Genomic DNA, 13,012 nt, shown 5'->3' on the forward strand with positions numbered 1-13,012 from the left:
TTTAGTTGACCACTACACACCGCATTCACTTGCCCATAGCCAACCCCGCCACGATTAAGGTGATAGGGAAGCACACTGGGTTTGATGGTGAGTGATGTCCCTTCGTGATCGGCCATCTCCAGTTGCAAGGCGCCACTTTGCAAGGCTGGCACCGAGACCAGATGGCGACCGGGTCCCAGAGTCTGTAGGCTGCCGTGATCATCGCTGACCTGGATACGTGCCGCCTCATCGTCGGCGTCGATATCGAGGATCATCGCAGCCTCATTGCCCATACCGCCCATCTCTCGAGAACCGAGCGCCAGCTCCCCCTCCCGCCCCAGTGCCACTAAGCTCTCCAGATTGATACCGCCAGTCACCTGTTCGTTATAGGAGGAGTGCTGGGCAAACAGGTCTCCCCCCAGCCAGGGCGATGCAAAACGGCCATAGCCTGACAGACCGGTGCCATAGCTGTCGTAGGTGCTGCCGACGCTGACCTGGCGAAGCGGCCCCCAGTCTACCTCCTGCTGATAATTGAGATAGGCGCTGCGCTGGGCACCGCCCGAGCGGGAGGTATTGCTGCCCAGCCCCAACGACAACTGGCGATCCTGTCCGCCCAGGTTGATGGTCAGACTGAGGGTGCTGCCGCGATCCCGCTGCTGCGCCGTGCTCTCACTGCCGGGACGATCGAACAGGGTCACCCCCCAGGTCACCCAGCGCCCCCACAGCCGATCGCTATAGTGCCACCCCACATCAGCGCCATTACCACGACCAGACTGGTGAGAAACATAGAGACCGAGGGAGCCCCACTTTTCCAGCGACTGCTGCAGTGACAGGCTGGACACCGCACTTGCTTCCCCCTGCTTGCGCAGATTGCGCGAATGGCTGGCCACCAGACTGCTGTTACCATGCCAGTAGATCCCCTGCAAATCGTAACCCCACCCGATGCCAACACTCTGGTTGAGGGAGGCAAAGCCGTGGAGCTGACTGGTCGCCTCCCAATCAAGCGAGAGGGCGTGCTGGGGCCGTCTGTCCACATATTGGCTACCTGCGCCCACTACCAACGAGGGAAGCAGCAGGTGGTTCACCGCTACGCCGCCACTGGCCCCTTCCAGCTCACTGTCTCCTTGCCGCACCAGCCAGCGGGTCTGGCGTCCGGCAAACAGGTTGAAGCGCCACGGCTCCTCCGGCGTCTGCCAGTTGGAGGGTTTGTAGATCATCTCGCGCCAACGGCGGGTCTCCTGACCATCCTCCAGCAACCGCAGCTCTACCTCGTAGATACCGCCGGGCAGCGATCGAGTATCAAGTGCCTGCAAACCGGATACGACCGGCTGGGACTGGATCAGGTTGCCATCACGATAGATCTCCACCATGCCCGGCCGGGCCGGTGCCACCTGGATCGGCGCCAGACTGGGCACCCCGCGCTCCCGGCGCAGCAGATCCGAACTGCCCCACATCATCCCGAGCACTGTGGGGGTAGCGCCACTGTAGTAGTTCGGCTGACGCACCAACCCCTGCGCCGAGGGAAAGAAGAAACCAAGGCGATAAAAATTGGCCTCATGGAGCCGCTCGCCATAAAGCTGAGCCAGGCCGACTTCACTCGATTGCCCCTCCTGCCAGGTGGCATCCCCCTCCATAAAGGGGGTCCACTGCCCCCAGCTGCCCTCCAGCTGCAGGTTGTAGTGACCGTTGCGCTGGGTGCCCTGCACCAGGTTCAGCTGGTTCTGGATCAGCAACCCCTTGCTCTCTTGAGGCAATGTCATAAAGCGCTGCTCCCGCGCCTCCTGCTCTACCTCACCGGTCAGTACCGAGAGCTGGGACTCCTCCAGACTATATTGCAATCCCACGATGCCTTCGGGACAGGCACGGCTGCACTCGCCGAGCGGCAGGTGCGATCCCAACCTGGTCAGCCAGCGTTCACGCGCCCCCTTGTCAAACTCGCTCTCCTGCACATCCACCAGTGAAAGCAGCTGTACCGAGTTATCCCGCCCGAGCAGCACTTCCCCATCCCCCAGCAGGCGATCGTCGACGGTCACCCGCACCATCAGGGGGACGCCAAAAAAGTGTTCTTCAAACCCTTCTGGCAACTGCCTTGCCTGTTGCAGCAGTTCCGGATCTGCTGCTGCCTGCGGTGCTGAGAGCAACAGCCCGAGCAATAGAAGAAGAGAGCGAACCATGGTGTGCAACCTACATAACAAGGGGCTTGATAGCCCCTTGCAATATTAAGAATCAGAGAGGAGATGGGGCTTCGGACTCAAACATCATGCTGACAATCCCCTGATAGTTACCAGGCTTGTAGCCATCTACTGGCGCCGCAGCGGCAGTAATCTCCAGGTCGACCTGTTTACCTGCATTAGCGTCAGCAAGATTCACTAACTCGGCAGATGTGGTTGTCAACTCGGTCCCGGCGACCTTGACATTTAGGTCAATATTATCCTTACCACTCACTAATTTGGGGGGATAGACCAGATAACCCCTGATGGGACCAATGGTGCTCTTCACCTCCAACTGCTTGACCAGTGGCTCCAACCTCTGGCTAAAAGAGTTGAATTCGAGCAGCTGCGGGGTATTCATCCAGAATCCCACAGGCTGCACATAGAAACGCTCGGTCGGGATCTGCGCCGTCACCGTCACCGTATGCTCGATGCGCTCGGCTGCCATCAGCGATCCGCTCGCCAGCAACAGGGCGGGAAAAAGCGATAACATCTTCATAGCCACTCCTTAAGGTGTGATTGTCGTTCTTGTGACATATCGGGATTCAGAGCTTGAACTCCCTGAATGCCGATTTTTTCCCTTCGATCAGTTCAAAACGAACCAATCGGGTTGCCTCTTGACTGACCCGCTTTTTAACGCCGGGCAGCAGATGCATCTTCTCCGGTTGACTGCATGACCTCTCTTTTTTGTCACACAGCTCCAGATAATCGAGAATAACGGTGGCATTGCCCCGGTTCTCCACATAGAGAACACCGTTTTCACGCTCAATCCGGGTGTCATAACGGGTCTCTTTAGGAGCCACAAACAGAATGGTGCCAAAACCGGTCATGATGTTGACCCCGGCGCTAATTTGCTGCTGTGGTGGCAATTCGGTTATTTCATCATCCTGTGGTTTGACCGGCACAAAACGCACCCGAAAATAACGCTCGCGCTCCCTCTCCCCCATATAAATAAAACGGGTTGCCTGGATGCCACCTGCTGGAATAATCAACCGTGATGGACTTGTCACCAGCTGGCGAACGCCCTCCTCCGGTAACTCCCGCTCCTTCGGCACGCCATCGGTACCATATATAATTTCAGCCAAGGTTATTTTGACAAATGCCGTCTCATCACCAAGATTTCTAACCCGCTTGAGCAGCGTAGTTTTTTCTGCCGACATATAATCATATAAGGTGCCAACGCTAATATCCGGCGACGCCAAGGCATTGCTGCTGAATATAATCAGCAACACAGCAAAAATCTTATCCATGAATAATAATCACGCTGTAAAAACGATAGAGAGTGGTGCCTTCATTGCAGGCTCCACAAAAATGTATGACTTCCATATATGTAAATCGCCCAGTGATAATATTTTCTCGGCGATTCGTCATTGAGGCCAGTCTAGATAATCCACACAGCGAACTTAATCGGAATAATCTGATACTGCCAAAGTATTTTTTCTGCAAACAATCAGACAATTCCTACAGCCAGCTTTCAACATCCCCCCCTATTATTCGAAATCATCTCAGTCAGCAGGGAAGTGACATGTTTGCGTTTAAAGAAGAGTTTCCGGTCGGTGACGTGGCATCCCTGACGACAGCGGACATTGCCGTGCCCTTTTATCAGCCAATCGTTGACCGGGATCGCCAGATCATCGGCTTTGAGGCGCTGGCCAGACGCTGGGAACCCCACCAGCAGCGCTATCAGGGAATAGACTTTCCCTCTCTCAGCGATGAGGAGTCCCTGCATGTGGATATCGTTATGCTCAGAGCCATTTGGCGTGATCTGACCGCGCTGGCACGCCATGCTCCTTGCTCCCTCTCGATAAACCTCAACCCCGCTTTTGAGAGCCCTACATATAAGAACCTGCTGTTGCTCACTCTCTTGCAGGCCCGCAAGCTGGATATCGCAATCTGGTTCGAGGTGGTGGAGTACGCCCCGCTAGAGCGCAAGGAGTTGGCCCTGATCGAGGTACTGCGCAGCCACGGTGCCCATATCGCCTGCGATGACTTTGGCACCCAGGAGTGCAATTTTCAGCGAGTGATGGCGCTCCCCTACGAGGTCATCAAGCTGGATCGCTCTCTGTTGCTGCAAGCGACCAGGAGTAGCCATGCCTTGCGCATGCTGACCGGACTGGTGGAGTACCTGCAGCGACTCGGCATGAAGGTGGTGTGCGAAGGGGTGGAAAACCAGACCCATATCGAGATTGCCGATCAGCTCGGCTGTGACTATCAACAGGGTTACGTCTACGCCATGCCCGCCCCCCTCTCCCGTTGGGCCTGAGCGGCGGTTTCATTTCGGCATCCTGTCGGCTCGCGCAGCCAACAATCTCCTGCCAAATTGCATGATGACGTGGGGGCGAGTACAATCTCGCACCCCGAATATCCGGCGCATCTTCTTTAGATAGCCCCGGATATGCCGTCATCGGGTCGCGCTGCATTGAGCCTCCTCTCGGAGGGCATCTTGCACCGCAGCTCAACCACTACGATGCCATCAGGTGGCATCGTCCTGATTTGCAATCAGATATAAAGAGTCCGCCATGTTTAAACCAGAATTGCTCTCCCCCGCAGGTTCCCTCAAGAACATGCGTTACGCCTATGCCTATGGCGCTGATGCCGTCTATGCCGGTCAGCCCCGCTACAGCCTGCGGGTGCGCAACAACGAATTCGATCACGAAAACCTGCAGCTGGGCATCAACGAAGCCCATGCGCTGGGCAAGCAGTTCTATGTGGTGGCCAACATCCAGCCCCACAACTCCAAGCTCAAGACCTTTATCCGCGACATGCGCCCCGTGGTGGAGATGAAGCCCGATGCGCTGATCATGTCCGACCCCGGTCTTATCATGATGATGCGTGAAGCCTTCCCGGATATGCCCATTCACCTCTCGGTGCAGGCCAACGCGGTCAACTGGGCCACGGTGAAGTTCTGGCATCAAATGGGCCTGACCCGCGCCATCCTCTCCCGCGAGCTGTCGCTGGACGAGATCGAAGAGATCCGCATGCAGGTACCGGAGATGGAGCTGGAAGTGTTCGTTCACGGCGCGCTGTGCATGGCCTACTCCGGCCGCTGCCTGCTCTCCGGCTATATCAACAAGCGTGACCCCAACCAGGGCACCTGCACCAACTCCTGCCGCTGGGAGTACAAGGTGCACGAAGGTAAAGAAGATGACGTGGGCCAGATCGTCCACCGTCAGGAGCCCATCGCAGTGCGTCCGGACAACACGCTAGGCCTTGGCAAACCGACCGATGCGCTGGTGCTGCTGGAAGAGTCCAACCGCCCGGGCGAGTACATGAGCGCGTTCGAAGACGAACACGGCACCTACATCATGAACTCCAAGGACTTGCGCGCGGTCGAGCACGTCGAGCGACTGACCAAGATGGGCGTTCACTCCCTGAAAATCGAAGGGCGCACCAAATCCTTCTACTACTGCGCCCGTACCGCTCAGGTTTACCGCAAGGCCATCGACGATGCGGTGGCGGGTCGTCCGTTCGATCGCAGTCTGATGGGCACCCTCGAAAATCTGGCCCACCGCGGCTACACCGAGGGCTTCCTGCGCCGTCACAACCACAGCGAATACCAGAACTACGACTACGGCTACTCCGTCTCCGACACCCAGCAGTTTGTCGGCGAGATCACCGGTCGCAAAGGTGACATGGTCGAGGTCGAGGTGAAGAACAAGTTCCTGGTGGGCAACAACCTGGAGCTGATGACCCCGCAGGGCAACGTCCGTTTCAATCTGGAGCAGATGGAGAACCGCAAAGGGGAGCTTATCGACACCGCGCCGGGCAACGGTCACGTGGTCTATGTGCCGGTCCCGAAAGATCTGGATGTGAACTACGGCATTTTGCTGCGCAATCTGGGCGACAGCCAGGATACCCGCAACCCGCACACGGCGGCCTGAAATGGCGCTGCTCATCACCGACAAGTGCATCAACTGTGACATGTGCGATCCCGAGTGCCCCAACCAGGCTATCAGCCTGGGTGAGGAGATCTACGAGATCGACCCCAGTCGCTGCACCGAGTGCGTCGGTCACTATGAGAAGCCGACCTGCATCAGTGTCTGCCCTATCGACTGCATCATCTGGGATCCCGCTCATGTGGAGACCGAAGATCAGCTGATGGAGAAGTTTGTACGGATGCACAGGCAATAAAACGAAAAAAGGCCGAGCAATCGGCCTTTTTTGATCCTGCGTGCAGCGGCTGGCCATCACTTGCCGACCAGCCGGATCAGTTTGTCCAGCTCACGCTGGGCCTCCAGCATCCGGGTCTGGGACTCCTCCAGCCTGGCCTGCCGCTTGGCAATCTTCTCCGGTTTGCCACTGACTCTCGCCTCCTGCAGCTCGAGCAGGCGCTCGTCCACCTCGCCGCGCAGTTTGTTAACCCGCTCTTTCTGCTCCTTAAGCAGACCTTCATCGGTACAGTTGGCCTTGATATTGCGCGCGGCCTGTTCCAGTCCGGCAATCTGTCCGGCGTTCTTGTGTTCTTTGGCAAACACCAGCTGGTCGTTGACGGCCTGCAGACGGGCCTTGCAGCCGACCGCCTCACTGCCAAAGGCCTGACCCGCCAACAGCAGCAAGCCGGCTCCCAATACTTTCCACATCTCGATTCATCCGGTCTTGTTTGCGAGCTGACCATAAAAACCTCGATCGGCAGCAGGGTCAAGCAAGCGGGAAAAAGGTGCGGCAGAAGTTGTGCAACATCACGCAATTGGCACCCTGTTGGTTCTACAATGGCGCTCTTTCCAATCGGGAGTCTGTTATGAATCAACAAATTGTGGTCATTGCCAACGGTGCCCCCTATGGCAGCGAATCCCTGTTCAACGCCTTGCGTCTCACTATCGCCCTCAAGGAGCAGGGTGGAGCCAGCCTCAAGCTGTTCCTGATGTCCGATGCGGTGAGTGCAGCACTGGCCGGTCAGGCTCCGGCCGAAGGGTACAACCTGCGCCAGATGCTGGAGATCCTGCTGGCACAGGGCGTCACCATTCGCCTGTGCAAGACCTGCACCGATGCCCGTGGCATTACCGCCCTGCCGCTGATCGAGGGCATTGAGGTCGGCAACCTGCCGATGCTGGCCCAATGGACCCTGGCTGCCGACAAGGTGCTGACCTTCTGATCACCCCCTCCGGATCTCTTGCCCCTTTAGCTCTCATCTGACCCTCAATGGCCCCCGCCATACGGGGGCATTGCGCACGCCGCCAGCCTCACTGACTACACTATCAGTTGCCACGCCAGCTTGTTTGTCCCACCTCACGGACAGCGTAACGCCCAGTAATAAACCGAGGACGACGATGAATCCGACCGAACAGACCCTGCTTGAGCAGATGAGGATCACCGACTTCGAGATTGCCCATCGCAAGGAGTTATTGCTGCTCAATGAGCAGGATGTGGCACGGCTGGCAAGTTATTGCAGCAAAATAGAACCACGGATCGACGCCCTGGTGGATCGCTTCTACCAGCAGCAGACAGCCATCACCGAAATCGCCCTGTTGATCGGGGATGCTGATACCCTCATACGGTTGCGCACCGCGCAACGGCGCTATGTGCTCGATCTCTTCAGCGGCCATTACGATCTGGAGTACGTCAACAACCGGCTGCGGATCGGGCTGGTTCACAAGCGGATCGGGGTCGAACCCAAGCTCTATCTGGCCGCCATCAACACCCTCAAAGCCCTGCTGATCGAGGATATGTTCGAGCAGATCCACGATGAACCGGAGCGCCTCGTCATGCTGGCCGCACTGGACAAACTCTTTCTGTTCGACATCACTCTGGTCTTCGAAACCTACATTCGCAGTCTGGTGTCGGAAATAGAGTCATCCAGAGAGAAGTCGGAGAACTATGCCAAGAGTCTGGAGCAGAAAGTACGCGAGCGTACCAAACAACTGGAGGAGCTGAACCGCACCGATGCCCTGACCGGATTGCTCAACGTTCGCCACCTCAACGAGCTGTTGCTGCTAAGCCTGCGCACCTGTCAGCGCCGTGCCGAACCCATGGCCATCGCCTATCTCGATATCGACAACTTCAAGCAAATCAACGATACCGAAGGTCACCAGCGCGGAGACGAGATCCTGCGCATCGTCGGCAACTGCATCCGTCAGGTATTTCGCGCCGAAGACTGCTGCTTTCGTTATGGCGGAGATGAGTTCTGCCTGATCCTGCCCAACTGCAACGAGAGTCAGGCGCGGGATATCTATCTCAAACGATTGATCAACACCGTCAAGGAGCAGCTGGGCGATCTCACTCTCAGTATCGGCATAGTGCAGACCGGGCCGGAGCACTACGACGACGGGCTAAACCTGATCCGCCTCGCCGACGAGAGGATGTACGCAGCCAAGAAGGCGCTCAAAGAGAAGACGCCGGGTAGCACTCACTGAACATTCAGCATCAAGGATCCCTGCGTTAACCGGGTCAGTTCCGCTCAACCACAGACGTGGCCGCAGCGGGACGCTGTACTCTGGCCCCCCACTCATAAAGCGCAAAAATCGCCACACAGAGCAGCGCCATCAGCACATAGAGCAACTGCCCGCTCCACTGCTCGAGGATCCAGCCTCCCAGCAGGGCACCGGCGGCCCCTCCCAACCCGGCCAGTGCGCTGGCACCAAAGTAGCTCCCCTTGAGGTGGGTGGGAGCCATCTGGTCGATCAGCACGTTGAGCAGGGGGAACAGGATGGTCTCGCCGATGCTGAGCAGCAGCACGGCGCCAAACCAGTGGCTGCGCACCATCGGGTCCCCCAGCGCGAAGAGCAGCTGGGCCGCCAGAAAGAGCGCCATGCCGATATGAAGCCGAACCCGCACCGGCCAGCGTGACAACAAGCGCAGCAGCGGAAACTGCAGCAGCACCACGGTCAGGGCGTTGGTCGCCACCAGCAGGGCAACCAGCTCGGCCACCTGCGGCATACCGGCCCGGGTCAGGTACTGCACCAGCGGCGAGTGAAACTGGGAGTAAACCAGCACCATCAGGAGATTGGCCATCACCAGCAGCAGGAATGCACGATCCGCAAGCAGCACCTTGATGGCATCCCGCAGTCCGGGGCCAGCAGCACCCGGCTTGCCTGTGTTGCCAGCCCGGCGAAATCCCCAGCCAAAGGCCAGCGCCAGCAGCAGATAGCTCACCACCAGAAACAGGAAGGTCTCCTGCTGGGCGTTGATCCCAAGGGTCACCCCGAGCAGAGGCCCCAACGCCGCCCCCAGGTTGAGCAGAAAATAGCGCAGGTGCAGTGCCAGCTCCCGCGCCTTGGCCGAGGCCAGACTGTCAGCCATCAGCGCCTTGCCGGGGGCATCGATGAGCCCCGACGAGAGGCCGCTGCCCATCACCCCGATCCCGAGCCAGAACACCTCATGGGAGAAGCCGAGCAGGCCGAAACAGAGCATCGCCACCAGACAACCGGCCAGCAGTATGCTGCGCCGCCCGAAGCGATCAGAGAGCCAGCCGCCGTAAAAACTGACCAGGGTAGAGAGGGCCATTGAGCCACCCAGCAACAGGCCAATGAAGGTGGCCGAAAGGTCATACTCCCGATAGAGCAGAATGGAGAGGAAGGGCCACACCATGTAGTAGCTGGTACGCACCATAAAGGTGCCCATAATGACGATCCAGACCAGTGGGGTAAATTGCCTGAAGGTGCTCCATGACATCGCTATGCTCCATGCCCCGCAGCTCTTACCACAAGATCCTGTCATAAACGGGGAAAGCATTCAGTTGTAACAGAGGGCCTCAATAGAAACAACCCTCGCTCACCGACAAGGTGCAACCGGATGCAAAAAGGCCAGCCGATGGGCATCGGCTGGCCTTTTTATCGCGGGATTTCCCTCGGGCTAGCGCCAGGGGCTTTGCTGCCACAGCCGCCCCAGTCCCGCCTCGAGCGCCTGCGCGCCCTGCTGTCCCAGCTTCTGGGTCAGGCTTTTTGGCTTGCGATAGCTGATGCCGATCACCTTGTGGTGGCTGGCCTGCGCCAGCAGGTAATCATCACTGGTGCAGAGGGTATCCACCAACCCCAGCCCCTTGGCCTGACTCGCCAGCCAGTGCTCACCGGTCGTGACCTGATCGATATCGAGTTGCGGGCGGTGTTCGACCACAAAGGCCTTGAAGCGCTCGTGGATCGCCGCCAGCTCCTCGCGAAACTTCTCGCGCCCCAGATCGTCGTTCTCGCCGAACATGGTGATGGTGCGCTTATACTGACCGGCGGTGTGCATCTCGAATTCGATGTCATGCTTTTTCAACAACTTGTTGAAGTTCGGCAGCTGGGCGATCACCCCGATGGAGCCGACGATGGCAAAGGGGGCCGCCAGGATTTTGTCCGCCACGCAAGCCATCATGTAGCCACCGCTTGCCGCCACCTTGTCGATAGCCACGGTGAGCTTGATGTCACGATCGCGCAACCGCTGCAACTGGGAAGCGGCCAAGCCGTAGCCATGCACCACGCCGCCACCGGATTCGAGCCGCAGCAGCACCTCGTCGCCGGGCTGGGCGACGCCAATCACCGCGCTCACCTCTTCGCGCAGGGAGGCCACCTCTTTGGCATCCATGCTGCCGTTGAAATCGAGCACAAACAGGCGACTGCGCTCATCCCCCGCCTTGGCACGCTTCTTCTGCTCCTCTTTTTGCTGCTTTTCCATCACCTTGCGCTCGGCCTTGCTGGCGAGCGCGCTCTTGAGTGCAAATTGCCCCTGCTCCAGCTCGCTCGAGAGATCGGTCACCACCAGCTCACCCTTGCGCGCTTTCGGCTGGCGAGTGCTCACGATCATCAGGATGATGGCGCCGATGGCCAGCAGGAAAGTCACTGTCTTGGCCAGAAACAGGCCATATTCGGTCAGAAATGTCACGATGGACTCCAGAATGGATCGGTTTTCGTCACATTCTAGGGAGTTTGATGGAGGCGCGCAAAAAATCGCAGCCAGTGCCCGGAAAAACCAACCCGAGCATCACAACCTCTCTATTTTCTTCACATTTTTCTTGCCGCTGGCTGGTCAAACAGGCGCGCGGATCAGTACACTTGGCGCCGATTGCCATGCACTTATGGCCGGAATTTGTTAACAGGAGTTGTCATGCTCGATTATCAGGCACCCCGCGATCTGCTCAAGGATAAAGTCATTCTGGTCACAGGTGCCGGCGACGGGATCGGCCGCGAAGCCGCCCTCACCTACGCCGCTCACGGTGCCACCGTGATCCTGCTCGGCCGCACCAGCGCCAAACTCGAAGCCGTGTATGACCAGATTGAAGCGGCCGGTTATCCGCTGCCCGCCATCGTGCCGGTGGATCTGAAAGGGGCCACCGCCGCCCACTACCGCGGCATGGCCGAAACCTTCGCCCAGCAGTTTGGCCGCCTCGATGGCGTACTGTTCAATGCCGGTCTGCTCGGCACCCTCTCTCCGTTTGAACATATTCAGGAGAAGGAGTGGGATGAGGTGATGCAGGTCAACGTCAAATCGGAATTCCTGCTGACCCAGGCGCTACTGCCGCTGCTGCGCCAGACCGCCAAGACGCAGGGCGATGCCTCCATCGTCTACACCTCCTCCAGCGTGGGGCGCAAGGGGCGCGCCTACTGGGGCACCTATGCCATCTCCAAGTTCGCCATCGAGGGGATGATGGAAGTGCTGGCCGACGAGCTTGAGAACACCGGTGTGCGGGTCAATACCCTAAACCCGGGCGGTACCCGTACCAAGATGCGCGCCAGCGCCTTCCCGGCGGAAGATCCCATGAACCTCAAGACTCCGGCCGACCTGATGCCGCTCTACCTCTACCTGATGGGGTCGGACAGCCGCGGCAAAACCGGCCAGACCTTTGTGGCTCAGCCAAAATAAACAAGTTGCGTGGCCCAGCCCAAATAAATCAATAAAATACCCAGAGTGTTGTGCGGCAGGGGTTAAATTGAATAGGGGGCACAGGCTCCCTGTTCGAACCACTGACCATCCTATCTCCAATCAGGTTGAACTATGTTTCGTCCCAAGAGCACGTTTGAGCAATGGCGGATCTTTCAGGCGGTGGTCGACTGCGGCGGCTACGCCCAGGCGGCCGAGGCGCTGAACAAGAGCCAGTCCTCCCTCAATCATGCGGTTGCAAAGTTGCAGCAAAGTCTGGGGGTGCCCTTGCTGGAGGTGCGCGGCCGCAAGGCGGTGCTTACCCCGGCGGGCGAGATCTTCCTCAAGCGGGCCCGTCAGCTGAGCCAGCAGGTGGAGGAGCTGGAGAATCTGGCCAACAACCTGGAGCGGCAGTGGGAGCCGCAGATCAACCTCTATGTTTCGGCGCTGCAGCCAAGGGATCGCCTCTATCGGGCGCTGGCCAGCTTCTATCCCCGCAGCCGGGGTTGCCGGGTCAACCTGCACGAACGCATTCACTGCCACTTCAACGCCCTGCAACCGGGGGATCTGATGCTCTCCGAACACCTGCCAGGCGATCGCACCGGTCTGCTGCTGGACGAGGTGTGCCTGCTGCCCCTCTGCGCCGCCATCCATCCGCTGGCACAGGAGGAGGGGGCCATCCGCAGCGATGTGCTGACCGGCCACAACCAGATCAGCCTGCATCCCCCCATTCACCGCTCGGTAGACTGGAACGATGCGGATGATACCGGCTGGAAGGCGACCCACTACCACGAAGTGCTCGCCATGCTGCGCCTCGGCCTCGGCTATGCCTGGCTGCCGCGCCATCTGGTAGAGCGGGAGCTGGCGGAAGGTTCACTCATACAGCTGGATCTGGAGAGCGGCAACGAGCGCCACCTCTACACCTATCTGCTGACCCTCTCCCCCGAATCTCTCGGCCCCGCGACCGAGCTGCTGCTGCGCTGCCTGCGCAACGAGTATCAGGGCGAATCATCGCAGCTCCCGCACGCCCAGTCCCAGCACGACAAATAACA

13 protein-coding genes are annotated in these 13,012 nt (G+C 58.7%); 7 read left to right on the forward strand and 6 right to left on the reverse strand.

The window, feature by feature from the left end; genetic code table 11:
* The 3 genes from AACT07_RS01210 to AACT07_RS01220 form a co-directional block, all read right to left on the reverse strand.
* On the reverse strand, positions 1-2,153 hold a 2,153-nt coding region (locus AACT07_RS01210; RefSeq protein WP_069526486.1), incomplete at its 3' end, for a TcfC E-set like domain-containing protein.
* Between the two features lie 52 nt (positions 2,154-2,205).
* Positions 2,206-2,688: a CS1 type fimbrial major subunit gene (locus AACT07_RS01215; protein WP_069526361.1), complete on the reverse strand. Its 483-nt coding sequence runs from the start codon at positions 2,686-2,688 to the stop codon at positions 2,206-2,208.
* A gap of 46 nt (positions 2,689-2,734) precedes the next feature.
* A complete protein-coding gene (locus tag AACT07_RS01220) occupies positions 2,735-3,439 on the reverse strand; it encodes a hypothetical protein (RefSeq protein ID WP_069526362.1) in 705 nt (234 codons plus the stop codon).
* A 275-nt stretch (positions 3,440-3,714) separates the two neighbouring features.
* On the opposite strand from AACT07_RS01220, the gene AACT07_RS01225 reads away from it, so the two are divergent.
* From AACT07_RS01225 to AACT07_RS01235, 3 genes are all read left to right on the forward strand, one after another.
* Positions 3,715-4,452, forward strand: coding sequence for an EAL domain-containing protein (locus AACT07_RS01225; RefSeq protein WP_069526363.1), 738 nt, complete (start codon positions 3,715-3,717; stop codon positions 4,450-4,452).
* 256 nt (positions 4,453-4,708) lie between these two features.
* Positions 4,709-6,070 (forward strand): prephenate-dependent tRNA uridine(34) hydroxylase TrhP, encoded by a 1,362-nt coding sequence (trhP, locus tag AACT07_RS01230; protein WP_005334895.1) that lies wholly within the window; start codon positions 4,709-4,711, stop codon positions 6,068-6,070.
* 1 nt (position 6,071) lies between these two features.
* The gene (locus tag AACT07_RS01235; protein WP_005334896.1) at positions 6,072-6,320 is read left to right on the forward strand and encodes a YfhL family 4Fe-4S dicluster ferredoxin; all 249 of its coding nucleotides are present in this window, start codon (positions 6,072-6,074) and stop codon (positions 6,318-6,320) included.
* A 56-nt stretch (positions 6,321-6,376) separates the two neighbouring features.
* Here AACT07_RS01235 and AACT07_RS01240 read toward each other — a convergent pair whose 3' ends face one another.
* On the reverse strand, positions 6,377-6,769 hold the full coding sequence (locus tag AACT07_RS01240) for a DUF1090 domain-containing protein (protein WP_042054519.1): 393 nt from the start codon (positions 6,767-6,769) through the stop codon (positions 6,377-6,379).
* Positions 6,770-6,927: 158 nt separating this feature from the next.
* On the opposite strand from AACT07_RS01240, the gene AACT07_RS01245 reads away from it, so the two are divergent.
* Together AACT07_RS01245 and AACT07_RS01250 are read left to right on the forward strand one after the other, a co-directional pair.
* Positions 6,928-7,281, forward strand: coding sequence for a DsrE/DsrF/TusD sulfur relay family protein (locus tag AACT07_RS01245; RefSeq protein ID WP_042054520.1), 354 nt, complete (start codon positions 6,928-6,930; stop codon positions 7,279-7,281).
* Positions 7,282-7,456: 175 nt separating this feature from the next.
* On the forward strand, positions 7,457-8,539 hold the full coding sequence (locus tag AACT07_RS01250; protein ID WP_069526364.1) for a diguanylate cyclase domain-containing protein: 1,083 nt from the start codon (positions 7,457-7,459) through the stop codon (positions 8,537-8,539).
* A gap of 34 nt (positions 8,540-8,573) precedes the next feature.
* Here AACT07_RS01250 and AACT07_RS01255 read toward each other — a convergent pair whose 3' ends face one another.
* Together AACT07_RS01255 and sohB are read right to left on the reverse strand one after the other, a co-directional pair.
* Positions 8,574-9,797, reverse strand: a complete 1,224-nt coding sequence (locus AACT07_RS01255) for an MFS transporter (protein WP_069526365.1) — start codon at positions 9,795-9,797, stop codon at positions 8,574-8,576.
* 180 nt (positions 9,798-9,977) lie between these two features.
* Entirely contained in the window at positions 9,978-10,985 is a 1,008-nt protein-coding gene (gene sohB, locus AACT07_RS01260; RefSeq protein ID WP_069526366.1) for a protease SohB, read from the reverse strand.
* A gap of 222 nt (positions 10,986-11,207) precedes the next feature.
* Here sohB and AACT07_RS01265 point away from each other — a divergent pair, with 222 nt between their 5' ends.
* Positions 11,208-11,963 (forward strand): YciK family oxidoreductase, encoded by a 756-nt coding sequence (locus AACT07_RS01265; protein WP_040069067.1) that lies wholly within the window; start codon positions 11,208-11,210, stop codon positions 11,961-11,963.
* A 132-nt stretch (positions 11,964-12,095) separates the two neighbouring features.
* On the forward strand, positions 12,096-13,010 hold the full coding sequence (locus AACT07_RS01270; RefSeq protein ID WP_069526367.1) for a LysR family transcriptional regulator: 915 nt from the start codon (positions 12,096-12,098) through the stop codon (positions 13,008-13,010).
* Positions 13,011-13,012: the final 2 nt, after the last annotated feature.

The sequence above is a fragment of the Aeromonas sp. ANP5 genome (assembly GCF_963870295.1).
GTDB classification, from domain to species: domain Bacteria; phylum Pseudomonadota; class Gammaproteobacteria; order Enterobacterales; family Aeromonadaceae; genus Aeromonas; species Aeromonas veronii.